This window comes from Nocardia sp. NPDC046763 (assembly GCF_040645495.1).
Lineage (GTDB): Bacteria > Actinomycetota > Actinomycetes > Mycobacteriales > Mycobacteriaceae > Nocardia.
In genome coordinates, this window is sequence record NZ_JBEYYI010000034.1 from 54,232 (window position 1) to 79,908 (window position 25,677).

The window sequence follows — 25,677 nt, forward strand, 5'->3', positions numbered from 1 at the left end:
AGTTGAACAATGGCGTTCGCGTATTCCGACATGCTCGGTGTCGTCCAGGATCGGCAGTGGGCGCTGGCCGATCTCGACTGGGACGCACCGGGAGCCGAGCTCATTACCGATGAGCAGCGACCCGCGCTCGCGGCCTTCATGGCCGATCTGGTGTGGATCGAGCACGTCGGCGCCCGCGGGTTCGCGGCACTCACGCTGCGCGCCCCCGACGGGCCGCTCAAGGAGATCTATCGGTACTTCCACGCCGAGGAGCAGAAGCACGCCAATGCCGAACTGGCCCTGATGCGGCGCTGGGGCATGCTCGACGGGGACACTATGCCGCTGCCCAACAAGAACATCCGGCTCGTCATCGAATGGCTGGACCGGTACGGGGACGACCTGTCCCTGCCCGTGCTCGGCACCGTGATCCCCTCGCTGGAGTGCGCGCTGGACGGGGCACTGGTGAAGTTCCTGCTCGACGAGGTACGGGATCCGCTGTGCCACGCGGTGTTCCGCCACATCAACAGTGACGAGTCCCGGCATCTGGCGGTGGGTTTCCAGGTGCTCGAGCAGCTCGGCGCGGGACCGTTGCGGCGAATCGCCATCGAGACAGCGGGTTTCGCGCTGCGGCCCACCCTCCTGCTCGGCGCGCTGCTGTACACGCCGCTGCTCTCCCGCATGTCCGCCAACATCATGGCGATGGGTCTGGACGAGGAGAAGCTCTGGAATGCCGTGCGGCGCTATGAGAAAGCCGGTGAGCGCAGCCCGAACATCAAACGCTTGCCGCTGTATCACGTGGTCCGCCTGCACGGCATGGCCACAATCAACCACTGGCAGCCGGTTCAGGGCATCAACGACGCCCTGAACAAGGCCATCGACCACTTCCCCGTGCGCGTCCTGCGCCGCACCCCCTCCTGGTCCGAGGCCCTGACCTACGAGCCGGTGGCGAAATGACCGCACCGATCCGCCGGAGTGACCCGGGCAGAGCCCACGACGCCTACTCCGGCCCCCAGATTCACTGCACCCACTGGCGTGACCAGCACGAGCTGGACCGCCTCCACGTCGCGGTCATCGGCAGCGGCGCCGCACTGGCCCGGGTGGTCCCGCCGATCGTCGCCCAGGCGCGCAGAGTAACCGTGTTCCAGCACGATCCCATCTGGATTCTGCCCACCCCACCCGTCCCCGGAGCCGGCATTCTGTTGCGCCAGTTGCCCGCCGATGCGCTGGGGCTGCTGCCCAGCGACTCCGCGCCGCCGCTACCCGGAGATCCGGCGCGCCAGGAAGAGCGTGGGGCTGGGCACCGGGCGGACAGCACCGCACCGGCCGGGGGTGCAGCGGAACGCGGCCCGAAACGCGCCGCCCGCGAAGACGGCCGGCCGCATCGCGGATCCAGGGCGGTTGCCGGTGCGGCTCCCGGGCCCAAGCTGGGCGCCTCCGGGCCGGGCGTCCTGCGCTGGTGTGCACACCAGGCACTACAGCGGGTTGCCGCGGCGAATCTGCGGGCGCAGGTGGGGGATTCGTGGGAGCGACGGCAGCTGACGCCGGATCGGCCCGCCGCGGTGCGGGTGCACAGTCGCTACTACCGGGCCCTGCGGCAGCGGAACTGCCGGCTCATCAGCTGGCCCATCGCCCGGCTCGTGCCGCTCGGGATTCGCACCGTGGACGGGGTCGAGCATCGGGTGGACTGCATCATCTACGCGGAGGACGCATCGTGACAGATACCGTCGTGCACCACGAGATCGTCATTGTGGGCGCGGGCTTCTCTGGAATCGGGACCGCGATCGCCCTGCGCAAGGCCGGTTTCGACGATTTCGTCATGATCGACGAGGCCGACGGGGTGGGCGGCACCTGGCACTGGAACACCTATCCCGGTATCGCCGTGGACATTCCGTCGTTCAGCTACCAGTACTCGTTCGAGAAGCAGCGGTCCTGGTCGCGGGTGTATGCGCCCGGGCGGGAGCTGAAAGCGTATGCCGAGCACTGCGTAGAGAAGTACGGGCTGTGGCCGCGGATCCGGTTCGGCACCACCATCGCCCGCGCCGACTTCGACGACGTGCTGCACCTGTGGCGGGTGCGCACGACGGACGGCGACGAGCTCACCTGCCGCTTCCTGATCGGCGCGACCGGGGTGCTGACCCGGCCCAAACTGCCCGATATCCCCGGCGCGGAACGGTTCCGGGGCGAGACCATGCACACCGCGCGCTGGGATCACAGGATCGATCTGCGCGGCAAGCGGGTCGGCATCATCGGCACCGGCGCCTCGGCCATCCAGATCATTCCCGAGATCGCCCCCGAGGTGTCGGAACTCGTTGTCTTCCAGCGCACTCCGATCTGGTGCCTGCCCCGGCCGGACGCGCCCCTGCCGCCGCCGGTGCGCGCCCTGATGCGGCTGCCCGGCGGGCAATTCCTCACCCGCTGGCTCAGCCAGGCGTTCGTGGAGCTGACCTTCCCGCTCTCGGCGCACTACTACAAGGTGCTGCCCATGGTGAAACTCGGCGAGCGCACCGGGCTGGCACACCTGCGCGACCAGGTGCGGGACCCGGTCGTCCGGGAGCAGCTCACGCCGAAATACGCGCTGGGCTGCAAGCGGCCGTCGTTCTCCAACGACTACCTGAAGACCTTCAACCGCGAGAACGTCACGCTGGAAACCGATCCCATCACCGAGATCACCGCCACCGGACTGCGCACCACCGGCCGCCACCACCAGGTCGACGTGCTCATCATGGCCACCGGCTTCAAGGTCATGGAGTCCGGCAATATGCCCACCTTCGACCTGCACGGCAGCGGCGGCCTGCGCCTCGAGGACTGGTGGGACACCCACCGCCTGCAGGCCTACGAGGGGGTCAGCGTGCCCGGCTTCCCCAACTTCTTCACCATCATCGGCCCGTACGGCTACAACGGCGCGTCCTACTTCACCCTCATCGAAATGCAGACCACCCACATCCTGCGCCTGCTCCGCGATGCCCGCCGCCGAACCGCGACCCGCATCGAGGTCACCCCCGAGGCCAACGAGCGCTACTTCCAGGAAATGCTCTCCCGCCGCGGCACCCAGGTCTTCTGGCAGGACAGCTGCACCCTGGCCAACTCCTACTACTTCGACAAGAACGGCGACGTCCCACTGCGCGCCATGAGCACCCCCGAAGCCGCCTGGCGCGCCGCCCATTTCGACCTGCGCGACTACCACTTCGAATCCCTCGGCGAACACCGCACCACCGGCCGGACCGCCACTGCCCAGCGGGATACCTCAGGTGTCGAGGGCGCGGTAGAGGGCGCGGAGTTCGCGTAGACCGGCGGCGACGGACTGCTCGTCTTCGGCCGTCATGCGCAGGGCCTGGCGGAGCAGGACGGCGTCGAGATCGTCGAGGGCCGGGCGGAATTCGGGCTTCGGGAGGGAGGGGAGCGCCGTGTCGTCGCCGTAGAGGTCGGTGGATTCGGCGGGCGGATCGGCGCTTTGGACGCTGCCGATGAGGGCGTCGATTTCGAGGCCACGCAGGGTGAGCAGTTCGCCCGGGCGCTCGTCGAGGCGTTCGGCGATGACGTAGCAGACGGCGGCGGCGTGCTTGCAGGGCCAGCCGGAATCGGGGCAGCTGCACGAGAAGTCGAGCTCCGACACCGTGGTGGGGAGCAGCAGCGGGCCGAGGGCCTGGGGCAGGGTGCCCGCGGCGATCTCGCCCAGCATGCCGGGGGTGGCACGGACCAGGTTCACCAACTCGTCGAGGCGGTCGTCGCGCAACTGCCGCAGGGTCAGGACCGAGATGAACGGGCGGGGTTGGCTGCCCTGCACTTCCGCGCTCACCAGGCCGGGCTCCAGGCGGTAGTTCACCACCTGACCGGTGCGGGCGTAGGAACGGCCGCGGGCCAGGCGGCCGACGTCCGCGACGCCCTCGACCGCCTCCAGAAACGAACGGCCCCACCAGGTCCGGGCGAACGCGGTGCCCCGCCGGCTGCGCGGCTGCACCCCGCCGCGCACCGGGCGGCGCTTGCCGTACTCGCTGAAGTCGATGACGTTGCTCATTCGCCGACCGCCTCGGATCCCAGGGCGAACAGTTCGCGCAATTCGTCGTCGCCGAGCTCGGTGATCCAGTTCTCGCCGGTGCCCACGGTGAGGTCGGCGAGCTGACTCTTGCCCTTCAGCATGTCGTCGACGCGCTCCTCGATGGTGTCGACGCAGACCAGCTTGCGCACCTGGACATCGCGGCGCTGGCCGATGCGGAAGGCGCGGTCGGTGGCCTGGTTCTCCACCGCCGGATTCCACCAGCGGTCCAGGTGCACCACGTGATTGGCGGCGGTCAGGTTGAGGCCGGTGCCACCCGCCTTGAGCGACAGCAGCATGAGCGGCGCGCCGTCCTCCTCCTGGAACCGGGTGACCATAGCGTCGCGGCGCTGCTTGCTCACCCCGCCGTGCAGGAACGGCACCTCCGCCCCGAAACGCTCGGACAGGAAGGGCGCCAGCAGGTTTCCGAACTCCGCGAACTGGGTGAACAGCAGTGCCCGCTCCCCGTCGGCGATCGCCGACTCCAGAACGTCCTCCACCAGTGCCAGCTTTCCGGACCGATGATGCCCCCGGCGCAGGAGCGCCGACCCGTCGCTGAGGAAATGCGCGGGATGGTTGCACACCTGCTTGAGCCGGGTCAGTGCCGCGAGCACCGCGCCCTTGCGCTCCATGCCCTCGGCCGCCTTCAACTTGGCCGACATATCGTCCAGCACGGCCTGATACAGCGCCGCCTGCTCCACGGTGAGGTTGGCCCGCACCGTCATCTCGATCTTCTCCGGCAGATCCGAGATCACCGCCGGATCGGTCTTGACCCGCCGCAGCACGAACGGCGAGGTGATGGCGCGCAGGCGGGTCACGGCGTTCTCGTCGTGCTCGCGCTCGATCGGCACCGCGAAGCGGGCGTGGAACTCGGAGGCCTTGCCCAGCAGCCTGGGGTTGGCGAAATCCAGGATCGAGCGCAGCTCCTCGAGCCGGTTCTCCACCGGGGTTCCGGTGAGCGCCAGGCGGTGTCGCGCCGGCACCAGCCGCGCCGCCCGGGCCTGCCGGGTCCCGGCGTTCTTGATGTGCTGCGCCTCGTCCAGTACGACCCGCTGCCAGTCCTGCCGCTTCAGGTCCTCGACATCCCGGGCCAGCAGCGCGTAGGTGGTGACCACCAGATCCGAATCCGCCACCGCCGCATCCAATTCCGCACCCGACCGCCGCCCGGCGCCGTGATGCACCAGCACCCGCAGATCCGGGGCGAAGCGTTCGGCCTCACGCTGCCAGTTGCCCACCACCGACATCGGGCACACCAGCAGCGTCGGCCCGACCGACTCCGATTCGCTTGCGGCAGCTGCTGTTTCACGCTCGTGCACCAGCAGGGCGAGCACCTGCACGGTCTTGCCGAGACCCATGTCGTCGGCGAGGATCGCCCCGCATCCGAGCCGGCTCATGGCCGCCAGCCAGGTCAGGCCGCGCTGCTGATACGGCCGCAGCCGGGCCTTCAGCCCGACCGGATCCGGGACGGGCTCGACCGACCGCTCACCGTCGAAAAGCTGTGCGGCCCAGCCGGTCGCGGTGACCTCCTCCAGCGGCACCCCGATCACCGGATGGGCGGACAGCTCGGCGAACAGGCCGCCGATGGTGGTCTCGGTCTCGTCGGTGCGGCCCGAGACGTAGTCGGCCGCCGCGGCCAGCATGCGGTGATCGGCCTGCACCCACTCCCCGCGTAGCCGCACCAGATCCGATTTCGCGTCCACCAGTCGCGACATCTCGGCGGGCGTCAGCACGGTGTCGCCCAGCGCCAGTTCCCAGCGGAAGGACACCAAACCCTTCAGCCCGACCGCGGTTTCGGTGGCGGCCGGGCTCTGCACCCGCAGTTTCATGGCGGGCGCGGCCACTCGCCAGGCCCGCGGCAGCATGAGCCGCACCCCGGCCGACCGCAGCGCGTTCGCCCCGTGCGCGACCAGATCCATCACCACCTCGGTGGGCAGGAACAGATCCATGCTGCGGGCATCGCCGGGCAGATCGCGCAGGCGCGGATACGCCTGCTTGGCGGCCGCCAGTTTCTCCCCCGCAATCCGCATGAGCTGCGGATCCCCCGGCAGCAGCACCGGTTGCGGCGCCTCCCCTTCCTCGCGCAGGCAGACCTCGAGCCGCCACAGCTCGCCCGGCTCCTCGCCGTCCGGTTCCAGCAGCCGCAGCACCAGCTCCGGCTCGTCCGCGGTGAGACTGGTCCGCCAGTCGTCCAGCACCGAGGCCACCCGATGCGATCCGGTCTCCAGCGGCGTCTCCGCGACCAGCGCGGTCAGCAGCGGATGCGACCCCGATTCCCGATCCGGCCGTTCCGGAATGCGCAGGCGCACGAGGGGATCGGCCAACTCGGCGACGAGGCTCTCCAGCACCTCGGCGGGCCGCCCGGCCACCTGCAGCGCGCCCGGCATGGCCACGGCGAGCTCCGCCAGCCAGGCCCGCTGCCGCTGCCCGCCCACCAGCCGCCACCGCACCCACCACTCCCCGTCGTCCCGCCGCACCTCCGGCACGACCCGCCCCGCCCGCACCCACCGCTGCACCCCGCGCGCCGCATGCCCGAGAAACCGCAGGTCCCCCGCCACCGTCCCCGCCGGGAGTTCCTGCGACAGGACCCGGGCAGCCGTCTCCGGGGCGAGCGCGTGCGCCCGCACCTGCGCCCGCTCCGGCCCGTATTCCCCCCTCACCAGCACCTGCGCCCGATGCCGCCACTTCGCCCCGCGCACGATCGACCCCAGCGGCTCCGGCAGACCCTCCGCATCCCCGGCCGTGTCATCACCCGGGTCGTGCCACAGCACCAACCCGGACCCCGGCGACCACAGCCCGTGCAACATCCGCCCATCCAATCAGCCACCCCCGACAAGCCCACCGGCCCCTCTTTATTTCTGATCGGATACGGAACATACTGGATAAATCCGCAGGTCACCGCACGCGTCGGTGTCCGCTGTGTCCGTTGCACTACATTGTCGTGCCCGGACGCCAGCCGCGCGGGGCGCACCCGACCAATCCACCGCGACTCAATCCGGAGCCGTGGCACATTCGAGACCGTAGGGAGGCCGTGACGATGACGATTCTGCTCCAAGTGCTCGAGCAGAGCTTCACGCCCACGACACAGTGGGAACGGCGGAAATTCACCTTCGTGGACACGAGCAAGATCGTGGGGATGCGCCTGGACGGGCAGTCCGGGGTGTGGCTGGATCTATCCCGGCCCGGCGAGTCGCAGCGCCTCGCCCGCACCGCGGACCCACGCGACTCCATCACCTTCCTGCTCACCGTTTTCGCCAAGATCGCCGAATGCGAGGAGCGGGGCGGTTCGTGGCTCATCGGTCACGACGGCGCGTGTGTGGATTCCATTGCGGCAACCCGCTTTCCGCCGCAGCTCTCCGAGACCGCCGCGGACGACATCCTCGCGCACGCCTGGCTCTAGTAAGCCCAACGGGAGTGCGAAGTCCGCGTGACGGCACTCGCCGACCGGCTGGTGCGGTACATGTATTGCCGTGTGGCTCACGGTCGGAACTTTCCTGCTCCGGCTGCTCGGCGCGATGGTCGTCCTGCTCGCGGTCCTTGGGTGCGAGTCCCTCGGGCAGGTGACCCCGGCGCCGGGTAGTCCCACCCGCGTCCAGCTCGAACGGCTGCTCGCGGGTGTCCGCACCGTGCCCGCCCGGCCGCGTCCGGGCGGTTACGAACGCGGCTGCGGCAGCGGGCAGGGGTGCGTGTTCGGACCGGCGTGGACCGATGATCACGACGGACCGGGCGGTCACGACGGATGCGACAGCCGCAATACCGTGCTGGCCAGGCAGCTCACCCGGGTGACCTTCCGGCCCGGGAACGTTTGCGTGGTGGTGGCCGGGTCGCTGGACGATCCCTATACCGGGCAGCGCATCGCCTTCGATCGGGCCGGGGCCAAGGCCGTGCAGATCGATCACGTGTTTCCGCTGGCGGCCGCCTGGGATCTGGGCGCGTCCGTGTGGCCGCTGCCGCGGCGTGTGCGCTTCGCCAACGACGTCGACTACAACCTGCTCGCGGTGGACGGAAAGACCAACGAGGACAAGGGCGATCGCACGCCCGGCGACTGGCTGCCGCCCGCCCGCGCGAACCACTGCTTCTACGCGGGCAAGTACCTGATGGCCGCGAACCGGTACGGACTACCGGTCACCGCCGCCGACCGGGACGCCCTGGCCCGGGTCGCCCGCGGTTGCCCATAGCGCGGCGAAGTGCCGGTAGGCCTGATCGGCGGTGAGCTCCTGGCGCGAATCCATGACCGATTCCAGCAATCCGTATAGACCCCAGGACAGAAATGTGATGGTCACGTCCGCCGCGACGGGATCCGGCCCGAGCCGCGGGCCCAGGTGCTCGGTCAGCAATTCGGCGTACATCTGCCGGATCGACCGCAGCACAATGGTGTTCGCCCGCTGCCGCACCAGTGGCCGGTACACGTCCGGATGCGCCGCGACCAGCTTGAACAGGATCTCGACGGGCGCCAGCGGCGGCGGCTCGCCCGGATAGGCGGCCAGCTGCGCCGAAATCTCGCCCCGCACATACTCGATACAGCTGACCAGCAGCAGATCGTCCTTGTCGCGGTAGTGCGCGTAGAAGGTGGAGCGGCCGACGTCGGCGCGATCGATGATGTCCTGCACCGTGATCCGGGCATAGGGCCGGTCCTGCATGAGCTCGATGAGCGCCCGGTGCACGGCCATGCGGGTGCGGCGGACGCGACGGTCGGCCGCCGGCTTCATGGTCCCGGCCTGCGGCCTCATGACTCCGGCCTCCGGTCTCATGGTCCCCGAGGCGGCGTCCGGGGCCGTTCCCGGACGGATTCCGTCCGACTGTCCGGAAACGTACACATCCCCAGAAACTGCGCCTGGCCTGCGCTTTCCCATCGTTCGATGATTGCCTACATGACCCAGCACAAGCAAGTGTCCGATATCGAATCCCGGCCCGTCGGGGCCCTCATCACCTGGCCGCGCCGCTATCGGCTGCTCACCGACGTCTACTTCCTGGGCCGCGCGGGCAGCCTGACGCGGCACTTCGCCACGACCAGCGGCATCCGCCCGGGCGATCACGCCCTCGATCTCGGTTGCGGCCCCGGGCGGCTGGCCAATGAGCTGGCCCGTCAGGCCGGACCGGACGGCCGGGCGGTCGGCGTGGACCCGTCCCCGCAGATGATCGCCTACGCGACCGCCCACGCCGCCCTCAACTGCAGCTTCGACCTGGGCGCGGCCCAATCGCTGCCCTACCCGGACGCCTCGTTCGACGTGGCGACCTCGACCTTCGCTATGCATCACATCGCCGAATCCGAGCGAAAGACCGCTCTGGCGGGCGTCTTCCGCGTCCTGCGCCCGGGCGGCCGCCTGCTGCTCGCCGACACCCATCCGACCTCGGGCCTGCGCGGGCTCGCCATTCGCGCCATGGCCCAGCTGGCCGCGCATCGCGCCGGCGGCCAGGGGCACTCCCATGACGGCGACGCGGCCGGGGACCCGCTGTCGGCGGTCGACATCCGCCGCTACCGCGACGTGCTCACCGACATCGGTTTCACGGCAGTCGAATTCCGCACCGGCCCGTTCGCGACCGGCATCCTCACCGCCGTCAAACCCGGCTGATCAGGCCGGTTCGGCGCCGGTGGCGGCCGGCCGCTTGGGGTCGTGGGACCACTGCGACCAGGAGCCGGGATAGAGCGCGGCGTCGATGCCGACGACGGCCAGCGCCGCGACCTGGTGGGCGGCCGTGACTCCGGAACCGCAATACACCGCGACCGGCCCGGAACCGAATCCCTCGAAGCGGGAACGCAATTCGGGGATCGGCTTGAATTGCCCTGCGGCCGTGAGGTTCTCGGCGGTCGGCGCGCTCACCGCACCCGGAATGTGCCCGGCGCGCGGGTCCACGGGTTCCACCTCGCCGCGGTAACGCTCGCCCGCGCGGGCATCCAGCAGCAGGCCCGGCCAGCCGGCCGCGCCATCGGCGTCGATGGTCGGCATATTGCCCGGGGACAGGACCACGGTGCCCGGCTGCGGGGCGGGTTCGTCACCGGCGACGACCTTGCCCCCGGCCTGCTCCCACGCGGGCAGTCCGCCGTCGAGAATGCGCACGTCGGCCACGCCGCCCCAGCGCAGCAGCCACCAGGCTCGCGCGGCGGCCATGCCGCCGGTGGCGTCGTAGACGACCACCATGTCCCCGTCGGACACGCCCCAGCTGCGTGCGCACTTCTGCAGGTGCGCCAGGTCCGGCATGGGGTGGCGGCCCTTGGCGACGGAGGGCGGATCGGCGAGTTCGGTTTCCAGGTCGACGAATATCGCGCCCGGAACATGGCCGTCCAGATAATGCTGCGGTCCGTCCGGATCTCCGAGCGCCCACCGGACGTCCAGCAATCGCACCCGGCTGCCGCCCTGGCCCAGCAGATCCGCAAGCTCCGCAACCGAAATCAGCACCGAACTCAAGCCAACTCCTCTTCGCCGATTCATCGCCCTTTGAAGCCGAACCACCCCACCCTAGCCACCGCCGGCCGCACCACGCAGCCTGCCCGGCCCGCTATTTCGACGGGGGCAGGAACCAGCGCGCCAGCAGGCCCGCGACCAGTGCCCAGAAGGCCGCGCCGATGCCGAGCAGCGAGATTCCGGACGCGGCCACCAGGAAGGTGAGCGCGGCCGCGGAACGGTGGGCGGCGGGCGTCAACGCGGCGGTCAGCGCACCCGCCAGCGTGGCGATGAGGGCAAGGCCCGCAACGGTTTCCAGCACACCCTTCGGAGCCGCGGCCACCAGCATCACCAGTGCGCCCGAGGCCGATGCGAGCACCAGGTACATGCAGCCCGCGGTGAACGCGGCGATCCACCGGCGCCGGGGATCCGGATGCGCGGACGGCGCCGCGGACAGCGCGGCACTGATGGCCGCCAGGTTGATGGCGTGCCCGCCGGCGGGCGCACCGAGCATGGTGCCCAGGCCGGTGACCGTCATGGCCGCCCGCCACGGCACCTGATAGCCGAAGGTCTTCATGACCGCCGTACCCGGAATGTTCTGCGCGGCCATGGTCACGATGTACAGCGGCACCGCGACCCCGATCACCGCCTGCCAACTCCAGTGCGGCGCAGTCCATTCCACCCGCGGCACCATCGCCGACAGGTCGATGCGGCGATGGGTGACGGCGATGTCGACACCCGCGCCGACGGCCGCGACGGCGAAGGCCGCCAGCACCGACCAGCGCGGCGCGAAGCGTTGCAGCACAAGCCAGGTCGCGATGACCGGCACCACCACCGCCGGGCTCACCGGCAGCGCCTTCACCGGCGCCAGGCACATGGGGAGCAGCACCCCGGCCAGCATGGCCTGCGCGATCTCCACCGGAATCGCCGCGATGAGCGCGCCCAGCCGCTGCCAGAAGCCGGTCAGCACAATGAGTCCGCCCGCCACCGCGAACGCGCCCACCGCCGCCGCCCAGCCGCCGGCCACCGCGCCCGTACCGGCCAGCAGCGCCGCGCCCGGGGTGGACCAGGCCAGTGTGATCGGCATCCGGTACCGCCGGCTCAGCACGATCATGCCGACGGCCTGGGTCACGCAGACCGCCAGCAGCCCGGACGCCGCCTGCGCGGAGGTCGCCCCCATGGCGGTCAGGCCCGCCAGCACCACCGCGAACGAGCTGGTGAATCCGACGAGTGCGGTGACGATTCCGGCCCCGATCGGCTGCCCGATCCCGGGGGTGCGCGGACTCTCGACCTCCGGAGTGCTGGTGACGCTGGTGCTCATCGGGTCATCGTCGCGGTCCAGTCACCCTGAGGTCAGCGGCCAATCTCCCGAAACTGGACTGAAATTCACCGAAACAGTCAGAACCGGTCGGCATCCTGCGGGTGACCCCCCGACCCGTTCTGCATTGCCAGCCGCTCCAGCAGCGGCGTGACACGCGGCCCGACCAGCGAGCGCATCACCAGCGCCATATTGGTGCGCTCCACCCCCGGGATCTTCAGAATGCTACCGGTCAGGCGGTACAGATCATCGGCGTCGGCGGCGACCACCCGGACCGTCAGATCGGTCGGCCCGGTCATGCCGCAGACCTCGGTGACCTCCGGAATCTCGGCCAGTTCGGCAACCACCGAGTCGAGCCGATGCTGATCCACCACCACCGCAACGAAGGCTGCCAGTGGATAACCCAGCACCCGGGGATCGACCCGGCGCTCGAAGCTGGCCAGCACCCCGCTCGACTCCCAGCGAGCCAGCCTCGCCTGCACGGTATTGCGCGAGAGGCCCAGGCGAGCGGCCAATTCGACACCGGTCGCGCGCGGGTTGGCCACCAGCTCCAGCAACAGCCGGGCATCGGTGGCGTCCAGCGGGGCAGAAAGCGGCTCCCTGCTGCTCATGGGGATCAGTATGACACCCGGCGAGGGCCCTCGACCGAGCATTCTGCACAGTCCTGCACTCCAGGCTTGCACACATCGCTCAACAGAGGATGCTGTGTGGTACAGGACACACAGCGGTTGCTCACGGGACACAATCCCCGGGCGACAACGGTGTAACCCGGTGTCAGGAGGCGATATCCATGCCCGAGAAGAACACCTACCCGGTGCAGCTCGTACAGCCCGACGGTCATCGCGTACTGGATCGCGTACACGCCCCGCTCGTCGCCGATGTCGACGACGCCCGGCTCCGAGCCATGTACACCGACATGGTGGTGGCCCGGCGCATCGACACCGAGGCCACCGCCCTGCAACGGCAGGGCCAGCTCGGACTGTGGCCGCCGCTGCTGGGCCAGGAGGCCGCGCAGATCGGTTCGGCCCACGCCCTCGCCCCCGACGACTATGCGTTCTGCAGCTATCGGGAGGCGGGCGTCGCCTACTGCCGCGGCGTCCCGCCCGAGGACCTCACCCGGCTGTGGCGCGGCGTTGCCCACTCCTGCTGGGACGCCGACGCGGTGAAGATGACCAATCCCGCGATCGTGGTGGGGGCGCAGGGTTTGCACGCCACCGGCTACGCCTACGCCGCGCACCTCGAAGGCGCCGAGATCGCCACCATCGCCTACTTCGGCGACGGCGCGAGCAGCCAGGGCGATATCGCCGAGGCGCTCGGATTCGCGGCCGGCTGGAGTGCACCGGTGGTGTTCTTCTGCCAGAACAATCACTGGGCGATCAGCGCGCCGGTCCGGGTGCAGAGCGCCACGCCGATCGCGCGGCGCGCCCTCGGCTACGGCATTCCCGGCGTGCAGGTGGACGGCAACGACGCCCTCGCCGTGCTGGCTGTCACCCGGCAGGCGCTGCTGCGCGCACGGGCCGGCGGCGGGCCGAGCTTCATCGAGGCCATCACCTACCGGATGGGCCCGCACACCACCGCCGACGACCCCACCCGCTACCGCACCGCCGCCGAACTCGAGATCTGGCAGCAGCGTGATCCCATCGACCGCCTGCGGCGATTGCTCGAACGAGAAGAGCTGTGGGACACCGCCTTCGAGACCTCGGTCGCCGAACGCGCCGACGAGGTGGCGACCCGGCTGCGCACCGCCACCCTCACCATGCCCGATCCGGAACCCACGGAGCTGTTCGACCACGTGTACGCCACACCGCATCGGCTGATCGAGGAGGAACGCCGCGAGTACGCCGCCTACCTGGAGGGAGCGGGGCGATGAAGACCACCTTCGCGGGAGCCGTCAACTACGGACTGCGCCGCGCGCTGGAGGACGACCCGAAGGTCCTGCTGATGGGTGAGGACATCGGGCGGCTGGGTGGGGTCTTCCGGGTCACCGACACGCTGCAGAAGGATTTCGGCAACAACCGCGTCATCGACACGCCGCTCGCCGAATCCGGAATCGTGGGAACGGCTTTCGGAATGGCATTGCGTGGATTTCGGCCGGTCTGTGAAATTCAGTTCGACGGATTCGTGTATCCGGCCTTCGACCAGATCGTCTCGCAGGTCGCGAAAATCCACTCCCGTACGCGCGGAAAGGTGATTGCACCCATTACCATTCGCATTCCGTTCGGCGGCGGCATCGGCTCGGTCGAGCATCATTCGGAATCGCCGGAGGCGTATTTCGCGCACACCGCGGGATTGCGGGTGGTGTCGCCGAGCAATCCGGCCGACGCGTATCTGATGATCCGCCAGGCCATTGCCCTCGACGATCCGGTGATCTTCTTCGAACCCAAACGCCGGTACTGGGACAAGACCGAAGTGGATTTCGACCGGCTCGACGAGGATGGCGGATCGGCGCTGGACCAGGCCCAGGTCTGCGCCAGCGGGGAGGACGCCACCATCGTGGCCTACGGCGGCACCGTCGCCACCGCACTCACCGCCGCCGATATCGCGGCGTCGGAGGGACATTCGATCGAGGTGATCGACCTGCGCAGCCTGTCCCCGATCGATTTCGACACCATCGAAACCTCGGTGCGGAAAACCGGACGTCTCATCGTGGTACACGAGGCGCCCGTATTCGCCGGGCTGGGAGCCGAAATCGCGGCACGCGTCACGGAACGCTGCTTCTACCATCTGGAATCACCGGTATTACGCGTCGGTGGCTTCGACATCCCCTATCCCCCGGCTAAACTCGAGCGGCACCACCTGCCCGACCCCGATCGCATTCTCGCCGCGGTCGATCGCTCACTCGCCGCCTAACGGTCAAGCCACGGAGGAAGCCCGGTGGAAGATCAGCAGCAGGTCATGGAATTCCGTCTGCCCGATCTCGGAGAGGGATTGACCGACGCGGAATTGGTGTCGTGGTCCGTCGCGGTCGGCGACGCCGTGGCCCTGAACCAGATCATCGCCGAGGTCGAGACCGCCAAGGCGCAGGTGGCGCTGCCGAGCCCGTACGCGGGCCGGGTACTGGAACTGCTGGCGGAACCGGGTAACACGGTGCCGGTCGGCGCGCCGCTCATCCGGATCGGCGTGGCGGCGCGGACCGGCGCGGCCACGGCGCCGAGCGCCGATGCGGAGACGAGCGGCGAGACCGGCGCGCAGCCGCCGGCCGAGCGGCGGTCGGTGCTGGTCGGCTACGGCCCCGACAGCGAGCCGGTGTCCCGCCGTGCCGCCCGCGCCGCCGCGAAAACGACCGACACACCGACTGTTTCGAGCCCGCGCCCCATGGGCTCGGACGGCCCCGAGGGGCTCGGCACCTCGGCCCCGGCCGGACGGCCCGCCGCCACCCCCGCCGCCCGGAAACTGGCCCGCGAGATCGGGATCGATCTGGGCGCGGTGATCGGGACCGGGCCGCAGGGCGCGGTCACCGTGGAGGACCTGTACGGGATCCGGCCCGAAACCCTTGGGATGGGCCATATTCCGATCCACACCCCACCGCCGCCCACCACCGTCGGCGCCCTTCCGACACCGCATCCCGCACCGGAGGTCCTCCCCATGCACCCGGCGGCCGGCGGACGCGCCGCCCCGGCCGAACGCGAAACCCGCACGCCCATCAGTGGAATCCGCAAGCGCACCGCCGCCGCCATGGTGGCCAGTGCCCAGCACATTCCCCAGGCCAGCACCTTCGTGACCACGGATTTCACCGCGTCCATGGAGCTGCTCGAGCATCTGCGGGCCACACCCGGCTTCACCGGCCTGACCCTGACTCCGCTGGCGCTGGTCGCGCGGGCCACGCTGGCGGCGCTCCTCGAGTTCCCCGAGATCAATGCGGCCTGGGACGAACCCAATCAGGAGATCGTCACCAAGCACTACGTGAATCTGGGCATCGCGGTCGCGACCGAACGCGGGCTGCTGGTGCCGAATCTCAAGGACGCGCAGGGGTTCACGCTGCGCGATCTGTGCCTGGAGATCGCCGGGGTGGCAGGCAAGGCGCGGGGCGGTACCGCCACACCCGCCGACCTGACCGGCGGCACCTTCACCATCACCAACGTCGGCATCTTCGGCGTGGATAGCGGTGTGCCGCTGGTGAATCCGGGCGAGGCGGCCATCCTGTGCCTGGGTTCCATCCGCAAGCGACCGTGGGTGCATCGCGACGAACTGGCCGTGCGCTGGGTGACCAGCCTGGGGCTCAGCTTCGATCACCGCATGATCGACGGCGAACAGGGCTCGCGCTTCCTGGCGAGCATCGCGGCCCTGCTGGAGGATCCGCTGACCCTGCTCGGCCGGGTCTAGCCCTCTGCGGGCGCGGTGACCACCAACGGCTCGGCCGCCGCGCGGATGACCGCCGGGATCGGCACCGGCTTGCGGGTCTGCTCATCCACGTAGACGTGGGTGAAAGTGCCGGTGGCGGCCAGCTCCAGACTGTCGCCGGCGTCGCGGAAGACGGCCAGCTCGTAGTTGATGCTGGAGTTGCCCAGTCGCGCGACCCGGATGCCCACCTGCAGCATGTCCGGGAAGCTGATCGAGCCGAGGAACGTGCAGGAGGTCTGCGCCACCACGCCGATGGCGTGCAGGTCGCGGATATCGGTGCCGGTGGCGCTGATCAGCCAGGCATTCACCGCGGTATCGAAGTACGAGTAGTACGTCACGTTGTTCACGTGACCGTAGTGGTCGTTGTCGGCCCAGCGCGTAGGCACCGGCCAGAGCACCGGGTAGCTGTGTTCCATTTGCCCTCCGCTTCGCTCCGGGCGGGTTCGCGGCCCCGAAGTCTCGATTCTTCCCTCCCTCCGCTCCTCCGAGGCGCAGGCCTATGGAGCCGTTCGCTCCGTCGCTCCGGTCAGTCCAGAATCGAGACGGCCGCGAACCTTTGAGTGAGGGCATGCCCAGGACGAACCTTAGCCGCTTCGTACACGAATGCCGTTCGGCGGTCAGGCGGAGCGTTCGTCAGGGGTGGCGCGGTGGTCCCGGGGGCTGATGCCGTAGTGACGTTTGAAGGCGGTGGACAGGGCGAAGGCGCTGCCGTAGCCGACCCGGCGGGCAATGGATTCCAGGGTGGCGTCGGATTCGTGCAGCAGGTCGGCGGCCAGGGCCAGCCGCCAGTCGGTGAGGAAGGCCATCGGCGGCTCGCCGACCAGCTCGGTGAACCGGCGGGCCAGGGCGGCCCGGGAGACGCCGACCTCGGCGGCCAGCGACGCCACCGTCCACGGGTGGGCCGGATTGTGCTGCATCAGGCGCAGTGCCCGGCCGACCAGCGGATCGCCGTAGGCGTGATACCAGGCGGGTGCGTCGGAACGGGAGAACCAGGCGCGCAGGGCGGCGATGAGCAGCAGATCCAATAGTCGATCCAGCATGGCGCTCTGGGCGGGCAGGTCCTTGGCGGCCTCGTCGACCAGCAGATCCAGCACCCGGGCATCGATTTCGCCGCGGCCGAGCACCGCGACGGGCGGCAGCGCCCGCAACAGTCGGCGGCTGGCCGCCGACTCGTGCTCGTAGGTGCCGGTGACCAGCACGGTCTCCGCGTCGGCACGGGTGCCCCAGCTCCGCACCCCCAGACTCAGTGCCTCGCACAACACTTCACCGTCCATGGTGGTGGTGATATTGCCGGGTTCGATGAGCACCTGCGGCGGCGTGGCCGGATCGTCGGCGACTACATAGTGGTCGGGGCCCCGGAAGATGGCGATATCGCCGGTGCGCAGCTGTCGCGGCGGAGTCGGCTTGCCGCCCTTGGGCTCCGGTGTCACCCAGCCGCCGCCGCGCACCACCGCCACCACGGTCAGCGGGGCCTCGTCGCGGATGCGCAGGGACCAGGGCGGATCGACCGACGAGCGCATCACGAATGCGGCTCGCGCGCGTGGTCCTTCGAGCAGGCTGGCCAACGCATCCATACCGAAGACGATGGCAAATGCCCGTGCGCTTCTCAACCATGTTCGCGCTCGCCGAATCCAGGTGTACTCGATACATGATCATCGAAAACACCTCGAACAGCGCAAACACCGTTCTCGTGCTCGGCGCGACCGGAAAGACCGGCCATCGGGTGGCCGCCCTGCTGGGCGCGCGCGGCGTGCCGGTGCGGGCCGGTTCGCGCACGGCCGCAATCCCGTTCGACTGGACCGACCGCGGCACCTGGGCGGCGGCCCTGGCCGGAGTGGATGCCGTGTACCTGGCCTACCAGCCGGATCTGGCGGTTCCGGGCGCGCCGGCGGATATCAAGGCGTTCTGCGATCAGGCTGTCGCCGCCGGCGTGCGCATGCTGGTGCTGCTGTCCGGTCGCGGCGAGCCCGAGGCGCTGGAATGCGAAGCCATCGTGCGGGATTCGGGCCTGGAGTGGACCATCGTGCGGTGCGCCTGGTTCGCGCAGAACTTCAGCGAGGGCGCGTTCGCCGATTTCATCCTGGCCGGTGAGGTCGCGCTGCCCGCCGGGGACGTGCCGGAGCCGTTCGTACACGCGGACGATATCGCCGAGGTGGCGGTGGCGGCGCTGCTCGACGACCGGCACGCCGGGCAGGTGTACGAGCTGACCGGCCCGCGCGCGCTCACCTTCGCCGAGGCGGTGGCGGAGATCGGCACGGCGACCGGGCGGGAGATCGCCTACGTTCCGCTCACCCGAACCGATTTCGTGGCCGCCCTGACCTCCTACGGGGTGCCCGGCGACGAGATCAGCCTGCTCGACTACCTGTTCGGCACGGTGCTCGACGGGCGGAATTCACACCTGTCCGACGGGGTGCGGCGGGCGCTGGGCCGGGAGCCGCGCGACTTCGCCGAGTATGTGCGCGACGCGGCGAGCTCGGGCGCCTGGGCGGTCCCGGCGAGCGCATAACCTGTCGGTGCCCCCGCCTACACTGGATATCAAACAGGTTGTACTGCAGACGATTCGGATCGCAGCCCCGAGCGCCGACGACGCCGCGAGGGGTTGCGGAAACCGGGGAGATGCCGGGACATACCCGGTAGCGTCGTACCGATGGCCGCTACGACGCCCGCTCCCCGGATCCGGAAGGCGCGCCTGGCGCTGTTCGCGGTGTTCGGTCTCAATGGGATGCTCTCGGCCGTCTGGATCGTGCACATCCCCGCCGTCACCGGACGCACCGGCGTGTCACCCACCACCCTGGGCATGCTGATCCTGCTCATGGCGGCCTGCGCCATCCTCGGCATGCAGGCCGCCGGCCCGCTGGCGGACCGACTCGGCAGCCGCACCCTCACCGCCACCGCCGCCACCCTGCTGTCCCTGGCCCTGCTCGGCCCCGCGTACGCAACCTCCCCGTTCACCCTCGGACTGGCCCTGGCCGCCTTCGGCGTCGCCAACGGCGCGATCGACGTCTCCATGAACGCCCAGGCCGTCCACATCGAGCGCGCCTACGCCCGTCCCATCATGTCGGCCTTCCACGCCTTCTTCTCCTGCGGCGGCTTCCTCGGCTCCGCCTTCGGCGCGGCGACCCAGCACGCCCACTGGCCCCTGCACACGACCTTCGCCCTGTCGAGTGCCTCCGGCCTCGCCACGGTGGCCGTCGCGATTCCCCGCCTGCTTCCGCACACCGTTCCGGCGACCCACCCGGCCCCGAACGCGTCATCGGCCGACCGCAACCGCCGCCGAGCCGACCCGCCGGTGGCGCATCACTTCCCGAGCACTCCGGTCGACCCGAGCGCGGGTGGCCTGTCCGCTATTCGCGGCGCCGTCGATGACGCCGTGGCGCCCGGCACGGAACCGACCGTGTCCGGCGGACTCACCGACACTGCCGCCGTTACCCCGGGTGGGCGGGAAGGAGAGCGTCCGAAGGCGGGGTCACCGTCGGGCGCGCGGATCGGGCGAAAAGTGCTGGCGCTGGGGTTGATCGCGTTCGCATTGCTGATGGCCGAGGGCGTGGCCGCGGATTGGAGTGCGCTGCAGGTGCAGGGACGGCTCGGGGTGGAGGCAGGGACGGCGGCGCTGGCGTTCACCGGGTTCTCGCTGGCCATGACGCTCGGCCGGTTCGGCACGGACCGGGTGAGCGGGCGGTTCGGGCGAGTGGCCATCGTTCGCCAGGGAACGCTGCTGGCGGCCATCGGTTTCGGGTTGGTGGTGGCCTCCGGGTGGCTTCCGCTCACGCTGCTGGGGTGGACGCTGTGCGGCATCGGGCTGTCCGGCGGCGTGCCGCAAGTGTTCACCGCCGCCGGAAACCTGGGCTCGAGCACCGCCGCCACCGATATGTCGCGAGTGTTCGGGCTCGGGTATGTGGGCTTGCTGGCCGGGCCGGCGATCATCGGCTGGCTCGACAAGGCCATGCCGCTGACCGCCGCGATGGCGGTGCCGCTGCTGGCAATGCTGTTGTGCGCCTGGGGCGCTCGCGCCGTCGCCGCACCCGCGCGAGCGCCTGCGGACCGATAGCCGCCCGACCCGGCGACGGCCGGTGGGGTCAGGCGGTGCGGCTGGGCCGGTCGCGTGCGGTCGCACCGAGGTCGCCGATGGATTCGGCGTGGTCGAGGAAGGCGTCGACCATGCGATGGTTGAGGACCGCGAGGGCCTGGAGGTCCTCGGTGGTCCAGTCGGTGAGGGCCTCGGCCATCCAGCCGCGCAGGACCTGGCGCACGGCTTCGACAGCGCGCTTGCCGGAGGCGGTGGGGCGGACCCGTTGCGCGCGACGGTCGTCCGGGTCGGGGACGCGCTCGACGTAGCCCGCCTTCTCCAGGCGCTGGATCTGGCGGCTCACGTGCGGGGCCTCCACATCGAGGCGGGTGGCGAGCTCGCCCAGGCGCATGGGTTCGTCGGCGTCGGCGAGCAGGCGCAGCAGGGGGACACTGGCTCGATCCATGGTGATCCCGCACTGCACCATGGCTTGATCGTGGCGGCGGACCCGGGTCAGCAGGTAGGCGACTCGGGCCAGCGCACGCTCCAGCTCCACCATGTGAGCTGCATCAACTTCTTTGGCGGGAGTGGCTTCCGGTCGCGGCATGTGGTTATCTTACGAAACTCATTTACTTAATTTTGGTAAGTAAACCAAAGGATCGCCGCATGACTACGACCGCTGTCGGTCAGGTCGACGGGACCAAACCCGCAGACCACTCGAAGGCCCACCTCGGCCTGACATTGCTCGCGCTGTGTGCGGCCGGCCTGGTCGTGTCGTTGCAGCAGACCGTCGTGATCCCGCTGCTGCCGCGTTTCATCACGCAGCTGCACACCGACGTCGCCGGTGTCACCTGGCTGTTCACCGCCGCTCTGCTCTCCGGCGCGGTCGCCACCCCGTTGCTGTCCCGCTTCGGCGATATGTACGGCAAGAAGCCCATGGTGATGGTCACCATGGGCGTGCTCATCGTCGGCTCGGTCGTCTGCGCCTTCGCCACCACGCTGCCCGTCTACATCGCCGGCCGCGCGCTGCAGGGCATCTCCTCGGCCATGATCCCGCTCGCCATCGGCATCATCCGCGATACCTTCCCGCGCGAAAGACTGATCAGCGCAATCGGAATCGTCTCCGGCACCATGGGCGTCGGCGGCACCGTCGGCCTGCTGGCCACCGGCATCATCGCCGACCACACCACCAACCCGCACCCGGTCTTCTGGCTGACCGCGGTCCTGGGCGTCATCGCCACCGTGCTGATCCAGGTGAGCGCCAAGAACAATGGCGTCCGGCACGGCGGCAAGCCCGACTTCATCGGCGCGGCGCTGCTGGCCGCCCTGCTGATCTGCCTGCTGCTGGGCATCAGCGAGGGCCCGCGCTGGGGCTGGGGCTCCAGCTCGGTCGTCACGATGTTCGTGGCAGCCGCCGTGCTCGCCGCGATCTGGGTGTTCGTGGAGCTCAAGGTCGAACAGCCGCTGGTGCGCCTGCAACTGCTGGTCGGGCCGCAGTCGCTGTCCGCCAATGTGGCCTCGGCCCTGCTCGGCTTCTCCATGTTCGGCGCGTTCTCGCTGGTGTCCAACTTCATTCAGACCCCGGCGGACAAGGTCGGCTACGGCCTGTCCGGCACCGTGCTCTCGGTCGGCCTCTACGGCATCCCGAGCGCGGCGCTCATGACCTACTTCTCCTTCAATACCGGCCGCATCTCCGCCAAGATCGGCCCCGCCTACACCCTGGCCATCGGCGCGGTGTTCGCCGGTCTGTCCATGGGGTGGCTGGCCATCTCGCACGATCACAAGTTCGACATGATCGTGGCGCAGGTATTGCAGGGCACCGGTTTCGGCATCGGCTACGCGGCGCTGGGCACCCTGGCCGTGCAGCACGTACCGATGAGCGAGAGCGGTATCGCCTCGGGCATCAACTCGCTGGTGCGCACCGCCGGCGGTTCGATCGCCGGTGCGATCACGGGCTCCATCCTGACCGCCCACGTCCTGCACCTCGGTCCGCACGCCGCGGTCCCGACCGAGGGCGCGTACGTCGCCAGCTTCGCGACCCTCGCCATCGGCGCGTTCGGTGCGGCCGCCGTCGCCCTCGGCCATGGCATCCGCCACAAGGGGCACTGACCATCTGTCGGGCAGAGAAGCCCGCGCACGCCGTCGGCGTGCGCGGGCTTCTCCTATGCGGGGACCGCTAGGTCAGCACCTCGGTACGAGCACCGTCGACGACAACGACATGGTCGTCGGTCAGCGCCCAGTGCGGGATTCCCCCAGCCGCATACTCGCGCACCAGTTTCCGGGACAACCCCTCGGGGTCGGTCGGGGAGTCCAGGTGCGGGACGATGCGGCGATCGACCAGACCCAGTCCGTCCCAGCGCGGTTCGACGCCGCAGGTGGTGCGGACCTCGTCGGGGTCGTCGATGGCTTCGATGCCGTGCAGGTCGGGGGCCATGACGCAGGCGCCCGCGCTGTAGCCGGCGTACACCAGCGCATCCTCCGCGAGCAGCGTCGTCAGGGCGAGATCGGCTCCGCTGCGGGCGAATTGGGCGCGCAGCACGAAGGTGTTGCCGCCGCGCACCCACACCATCGGGTACTCGCGGAGCCGCTGCTCTACCTCGGCCGGACGGCCGAGGTAGTCACGCAGATCCAGGACATCGGGCCGGAAACCCAGGCGGCGCAATGGCACCAGGTCGCTGGTGACCGCGCCCTGCCAGGCCGAGGGCCAGGCATCACAGGCATTGGCGATGACCGCCACCGGTCCGGGATCGCCGACCAGCTCGAGCAGTCGCCGTTGGTGCGCGCCGAAACGGTAGCTGGACAGGAACAGTCGCACGGTTAGATCGTGAAGGCCAGGCTGCGGACCAGGCGGTCGCCGAGGTCGGTGTCGCCGGTGAGCGTGATCTCCCCCGCGTGCGCGTCGGCGGTGGTGCGGCCGCCACGCAGGCGGGCGAACAGGCCGGAGTCCATGGTCACCGCGAGACCAGCAGGGGCGTCGAGGGTTTCGACCAGGCTCGCCCGGCCGCCGTCGACGGCCACGTGCAGCGTCTGCGGCACCGGACCGGTGAGCTCGAAGGTGATACGCGAACCGTCCGGTGCGCCCGCGCCTTTGACCGCCGCCTTGCCGAGCGCGGTCAGCAGTTCGGTGAAGGCCGCCGCGCCGCGGCTGCCGCCCTCGTCGACGGCCACACCGAGCGCGTCGGCGATATCGTGCTCGTGCATCCAGCAGTCGAACAGGCGGATCCGCATGAACCGGCCGTAGGGGGCCATACCCACCGGGGTCGGCACGAGTTCGGCCCAGGCCTCGGCGGTGGTCTGCTCCAGCATCTTCGACCGGCGGCCGGTGACATCCAGGAACCGGTCCAGCAGCTGCGAACCGGTGAGCGGGCGCAGCGAGTCGATCCACTTCTCGTTGAGCGCGCCGATGTCGTTGCGAATGTGCTCGCCGGCCACCGCGAGATCGGGGGTCGGCTCGCCCAGCAGGATCGATTCGGTGCCGATCACATGGGCGAGCACATCGAACACGGTCCAGCCGGGCAGCGGTGAGGCCGTGCGCCAGCGATTCTCGTCCAGGCTGTCCACCAGCCGGGTAAGGGCGTCCCACTGGTCGGACAAGAGGGCCGTGATCTCGGCGCGTTCGGGCACCGTGTCGGTCATGCGGTGGTCTCCCTTTCTTCGTCGGCGAGCCGGTCCAGTCCTGAACGCAGTGCCGCGGCGGTCCGCTCGGTGTCGTGCGGGCGGCGCAGCACGAAACCCTTGGCGAAGCGCAGAGTGTCGCCGTGGTGGCGCGGGATCACGTGCAGGTGCACGTGATGAACGGTCTGGAAGGCGGCCTTGCCGTCATTGATCAGCAGGTTGGCGCCGTCGGCGGCGAGGCCGGCGCGGCGCATGGACTTGGCCAGGCGATGGCCGAAGGCGAAAAGCTGTGTGCCCAGGGCCGGGTCGAGTTCGTCGAGATCGGCGGCGTGGCGCTTGGGGATCACGAGGGTGTGCCCCCGGGTGATGGGCCGGATGTCCAGGAATGCCACCAGGGTGTCGTCCTCGAAGATCTTGGTCGCAGGTGCGTCGCCCGCGCTGATCCGGCAGAACATGCAGCCACTCACCATGCAGACATTACGGCGTACAAGTAATGTGCGACACCCCCTACACGCCCCCGATGTCGACACAACCAGCAACGAACCTACCGGTCAGTAGCACATGGAATTCTTCGTACTTGTCGCCGAGCGAACCCCGGTCGAGCATGGAGTTGTCCGGTTTTCTCGCCACACCATGTGACGGGCATCTCCGCTACGCTCACCGCGAACCAGGTACAGTTGCGAGAATTCTCACGAACTTACTACCGAGTAAGTTCTGCCCGCCGTTGGACCGGTGACGCGGCCCCGACATGAGGGTGACCTGGGCTCACCACGAGAAGGAAGTTTGACTAGTGGACACAACGCAGAGCGCACAGACCGCTGCGCCCCGCGGTGCGCGCGTCGGAGTGGTTCGCGAGACGAACCCGGACGAACGACGCGTCGCATTGGTGCCGAAGATCATCCCGGCCCTGTTGAAGCAGGGTGTCGAGGTGATCGTCGAGGCCGGTGCCGGTCTGGGCGCGTTGATTCCCGATGAGGCGTATATCGAAGCTGGTGCGACGCTGGGTGATCCGTACAGCGCCGATGTGGTCGTGAAGGTCGCCGCGCCGAACGATGCCGAGATCGCCAAGCTGTCGTCGGGGCAGACGCTGATCGGGTTCCTCGCACCTCGCAACGCCGACAACAAGATCGATGCGTTGAAGAGCGCGGGCGTGCAAGCCTTTGCGGTGGAAGCGATTCCGCGTATCTCCCGCGCCCAGGTGATGGACGCGCTCTCCTCGCAGGCCAATGTCGCCGGCTACAAGGCCGTGCTGCTCGCCGCGTCGGAGTCCACCCGCTTCTTCCCCATGCTGACCACCGCCGCGGGCACCGTGAAGCCGGCCACCGTGCTGGTGCTCGGTGTGGGTGTCGCCGGTCTGCAAGCTTTGGCGACCGCCAAGCGTCTCGGTGGCCGGACCACCGGTTACGACGTCCGTCCCGAGGTCGCCGACCAGGTGCGCTCGGTCGGCGCGCAGTGGCTGGACCTGGGTATCGACGCCGCCGGTGAGGGCGGTTACGCCCGCGAGCTGACCGACGAGGAGAAGGCTGCGCAGCAGCAGGCCCTCGAGAACGCCATCAAGGGATTCGACGTGGTCGTCACCACCGCGCTGGTGCCCGGCCGCCCGGCCCCGCGCCTGGTGACCGCGGCCGCGGTGGAGGGCATGAAACCTGGTAGCGTGATCGTGGACCTGGCCGGTGAGACCGGCGGTAACTGCGAGCTGACCGAGCCCGGCAAAACCATTGTGCGCCACGGTGTCACCATCGCCTCGCCGCTGAACCTGCCGGCCACCATGCCCGAGCACGCCAGCGAGCTGTACTCCAAGAACATCGCCGCCCTGCTCGAACTCATGCTCAAAGACGGTGCCGTGGCACCCGATTTCACCGATCAGGTGCTGGCGGATTCCTGCGTGACCCGCGAGCAGAGCGAGCAGAGCGAGCAGAGCGAGCAGAGCGCTCAGAAGGTGGAAGCCTGATGTACACCCAACTGCTGGCGAATATCGCGATCCTGGTGCTGTCCGGGTTCGTCG

Annotated in this window: 25 protein-coding genes; 13 read left to right on the forward strand and 12 right to left on the reverse strand. The window is 69.6% G+C overall.

Features of this window, described 5'->3' with window-relative positions; translation table 11 throughout:
- Nucleotides 1-9: 9 nt before the first annotated feature.
- From ABZ909_RS37600 to ABZ909_RS37610, 3 genes are read left to right on the forward strand one after another with little or no spacing between them, the layout of a single operon-like run.
- Nucleotides 10-933, forward strand: coding sequence for a ferritin-like domain-containing protein (locus ABZ909_RS37600; protein WP_357009892.1), 924 nt, complete (start codon nt 10-12; stop codon nt 931-933).
- Nucleotides 930-1,694 carry a hypothetical protein gene (locus ABZ909_RS37605; RefSeq protein WP_357009895.1) on the forward strand — a complete coding sequence of 255 codons (765 nt, stop codon included), beginning with the start codon at nt 930-932 and terminating at the stop codon, nt 1,692-1,694. Before ABZ909_RS37600 ends, ABZ909_RS37605 begins: the two co-directional genes overlap by 4 nt.
- Entirely contained in the window at nt 1,691-3,265 is a 1,575-nt protein-coding gene (locus ABZ909_RS37610) for an NAD(P)/FAD-dependent oxidoreductase (RefSeq protein WP_357009898.1), read from the forward strand. Before ABZ909_RS37605 ends, ABZ909_RS37610 begins: the two co-directional genes overlap by 4 nt.
- On the opposite strand, the gene ABZ909_RS37615 is transcribed toward ABZ909_RS37610, so the two are convergent.
- Complete coding sequence (locus tag ABZ909_RS37615) at nt 3,224-3,994, reverse strand: SWIM zinc finger family protein (RefSeq protein WP_357009901.1); 771 nt, start codon at nt 3,992-3,994, stop codon at nt 3,224-3,226. The two genes, ABZ909_RS37610 and ABZ909_RS37615, sit on opposite strands and share 42 nt — an antisense overlap.
- Nucleotides 3,991-6,816 (reverse strand): DEAD/DEAH box helicase, encoded by a 2,826-nt coding sequence (locus ABZ909_RS37620; protein WP_357009904.1) that lies wholly within the window; start codon nt 6,814-6,816, stop codon nt 3,991-3,993. The genes ABZ909_RS37615 and ABZ909_RS37620 overlap by 4 nt, the downstream gene beginning before the upstream one ends.
- 230 nt (nt 6,817-7,046) lie before the next feature.
- On the opposite strand from ABZ909_RS37620, the gene ABZ909_RS37625 reads away from it, so the two are divergent.
- Both ABZ909_RS37625 and ABZ909_RS37630 read left to right on the forward strand, forming a co-directional pair.
- Complete coding sequence (locus tag ABZ909_RS37625) at nt 7,047-7,409, forward strand: hypothetical protein (protein ID WP_357009907.1); 363 nt, start codon at nt 7,047-7,049, stop codon at nt 7,407-7,409.
- A 115-nt stretch (nt 7,410-7,524) separates the two neighbouring features.
- Nucleotides 7,525-8,187: an HNH endonuclease family protein gene (locus ABZ909_RS37630; protein ID WP_357009961.1), complete on the forward strand. Its 663-nt coding sequence runs from the start codon at nt 7,525-7,527 to the stop codon at nt 8,185-8,187.
- On the opposite strand, the gene ABZ909_RS37635 is transcribed toward ABZ909_RS37630, so the two are convergent.
- Entirely contained in the window at nt 8,128-8,739 is a 612-nt protein-coding gene (locus ABZ909_RS37635) for a TetR/AcrR family transcriptional regulator (protein WP_357009910.1), read from the reverse strand. The genes ABZ909_RS37630 and ABZ909_RS37635 overlap by 60 nt on opposite strands.
- Before the next feature lie 141 nt (nt 8,740-8,880).
- Here ABZ909_RS37635 and ABZ909_RS37640 point away from each other — a divergent pair, with 141 nt between their 5' ends.
- Complete coding sequence (locus ABZ909_RS37640; RefSeq protein ID WP_357009913.1) at nt 8,881-9,582, forward strand: methyltransferase domain-containing protein; 702 nt, start codon at nt 8,881-8,883, stop codon at nt 9,580-9,582.
- Here ABZ909_RS37640 and ABZ909_RS37645 read toward each other — a convergent pair whose 3' ends face one another.
- From ABZ909_RS37645 to ABZ909_RS37655, 3 genes are all read right to left on the reverse strand, one after another.
- On the reverse strand, nt 9,583-10,404 hold the full coding sequence (locus tag ABZ909_RS37645; protein WP_357009964.1) for a sulfurtransferase: 822 nt from the start codon (nt 10,402-10,404) through the stop codon (nt 9,583-9,585).
- Nucleotides 10,405-10,507: 103 nt separating this feature from the next.
- A complete protein-coding gene (locus tag ABZ909_RS37650; protein ID WP_357009916.1) occupies nt 10,508-11,713 on the reverse strand; it encodes a benzoate/H(+) symporter BenE family transporter in 1,206 nt (401 codons plus the stop codon).
- A 77-nt stretch (nt 11,714-11,790) separates the two neighbouring features.
- The gene (locus ABZ909_RS37655; RefSeq protein WP_357009919.1) at nt 11,791-12,321 is read right to left on the reverse strand and encodes an Lrp/AsnC family transcriptional regulator; all 531 of its coding nucleotides are present in this window, start codon (nt 12,319-12,321) and stop codon (nt 11,791-11,793) included.
- 179 nt (nt 12,322-12,500) lie between these two features.
- Between ABZ909_RS37655 and pdhA the strand changes: the two genes are divergently transcribed.
- From pdhA to ABZ909_RS37670, 3 genes are read left to right on the forward strand one after another with little or no spacing between them, the layout of a single operon-like run.
- Nucleotides 12,501-13,580, forward strand: coding sequence for a pyruvate dehydrogenase (acetyl-transferring) E1 component subunit alpha (gene pdhA, locus ABZ909_RS37660; RefSeq protein ID WP_357009922.1), 1,080 nt, complete (start codon nt 12,501-12,503; stop codon nt 13,578-13,580).
- Nucleotides 13,577-14,560 (forward strand): alpha-ketoacid dehydrogenase subunit beta, encoded by a 984-nt coding sequence (locus ABZ909_RS37665; RefSeq protein ID WP_357009924.1) that lies wholly within the window; start codon nt 13,577-13,579, stop codon nt 14,558-14,560. Before pdhA ends, ABZ909_RS37665 begins: the two co-directional genes overlap by 4 nt.
- Before the next feature lie 45 nt (nt 14,561-14,605).
- Nucleotides 14,606-16,033 carry a dihydrolipoamide acetyltransferase family protein gene (locus ABZ909_RS37670; protein WP_357009967.1) on the forward strand — a complete coding sequence of 476 codons (1,428 nt, stop codon included), beginning with the start codon at nt 14,606-14,608 and terminating at the stop codon, nt 16,031-16,033.
- On the opposite strand, the gene ABZ909_RS37675 is transcribed toward ABZ909_RS37670, so the two are convergent.
- Both ABZ909_RS37675 and ABZ909_RS37680 read right to left on the reverse strand, forming a co-directional pair.
- Entirely contained in the window at nt 16,030-16,467 is a 438-nt protein-coding gene (locus tag ABZ909_RS37675; protein ID WP_357009927.1) for a thioesterase family protein, read from the reverse strand. The genes ABZ909_RS37670 and ABZ909_RS37675 overlap by 4 nt on opposite strands.
- Before the next feature lie 201 nt (nt 16,468-16,668).
- On the reverse strand, nt 16,669-17,625 hold the full coding sequence (locus ABZ909_RS37680; RefSeq protein ID WP_357009929.1) for an AraC family transcriptional regulator: 957 nt from the start codon (nt 17,623-17,625) through the stop codon (nt 16,669-16,671).
- A 74-nt stretch (nt 17,626-17,699) separates the two neighbouring features.
- Between ABZ909_RS37680 and ABZ909_RS37685 the strand changes: the two genes are divergently transcribed.
- The gene (locus ABZ909_RS37685) at nt 17,700-18,557 is read left to right on the forward strand and encodes an NAD(P)H-binding protein (protein ID WP_357009932.1); all 858 of its coding nucleotides are present in this window, start codon (nt 17,700-17,702) and stop codon (nt 18,555-18,557) included.
- A 141-nt stretch (nt 18,558-18,698) separates the two neighbouring features.
- The gene (locus tag ABZ909_RS37690) at nt 18,699-20,099 is read left to right on the forward strand and encodes an MFS transporter (protein WP_357009935.1); all 1,401 of its coding nucleotides are present in this window, start codon (nt 18,699-18,701) and stop codon (nt 20,097-20,099) included.
- 28 nt (nt 20,100-20,127) lie between these two features.
- Here the strand turns inward: ABZ909_RS37690 and ABZ909_RS37695 are convergent, their stop codons facing one another.
- Entirely contained in the window at nt 20,128-20,664 is a 537-nt protein-coding gene (locus ABZ909_RS37695; RefSeq protein WP_357009938.1) for a MarR family transcriptional regulator, read from the reverse strand.
- A 59-nt stretch (nt 20,665-20,723) separates the two neighbouring features.
- Here ABZ909_RS37695 and ABZ909_RS37700 point away from each other — a divergent pair, with 59 nt between their 5' ends.
- Nucleotides 20,724-22,166 carry an MFS transporter gene (locus ABZ909_RS37700; protein ID WP_357009941.1) on the forward strand — a complete coding sequence of 481 codons (1,443 nt, stop codon included), beginning with the start codon at nt 20,724-20,726 and terminating at the stop codon, nt 22,164-22,166.
- A 67-nt stretch (nt 22,167-22,233) separates the two neighbouring features.
- Here the strand turns inward: ABZ909_RS37700 and ABZ909_RS37705 are convergent, their stop codons facing one another.
- From ABZ909_RS37705 to ABZ909_RS37715, 3 genes are read right to left on the reverse strand one after another with little or no spacing between them, the layout of a single operon-like run.
- Complete coding sequence (locus tag ABZ909_RS37705) at nt 22,234-22,872, reverse strand: Type 1 glutamine amidotransferase-like domain-containing protein (protein ID WP_357009944.1); 639 nt, start codon at nt 22,870-22,872, stop codon at nt 22,234-22,236.
- A 2-nt stretch (nt 22,873-22,874) separates the two neighbouring features.
- Entirely contained in the window at nt 22,875-23,693 is an 819-nt protein-coding gene (locus tag ABZ909_RS37710; RefSeq protein ID WP_357009946.1) for a maleylpyruvate isomerase family mycothiol-dependent enzyme, read from the reverse strand.
- A complete protein-coding gene (locus ABZ909_RS37715; RefSeq protein WP_357009970.1) occupies nt 23,690-24,139 on the reverse strand; it encodes an HIT family protein in 450 nt (149 codons plus the stop codon). The genes ABZ909_RS37710 and ABZ909_RS37715 overlap by 4 nt, the downstream gene beginning before the upstream one ends.
- 323 nt (nt 24,140-24,462) lie before the next feature.
- Here ABZ909_RS37715 and ABZ909_RS37720 point away from each other — a divergent pair, with 323 nt between their 5' ends.
- Nucleotides 24,463-25,623, forward strand: a complete 1,161-nt coding sequence (locus ABZ909_RS37720; protein ID WP_357009949.1) for a Re/Si-specific NAD(P)(+) transhydrogenase subunit alpha — start codon at nt 24,463-24,465, stop codon at nt 25,621-25,623.
- Nucleotides 25,624-25,677: the final 54 nt, after the last annotated feature.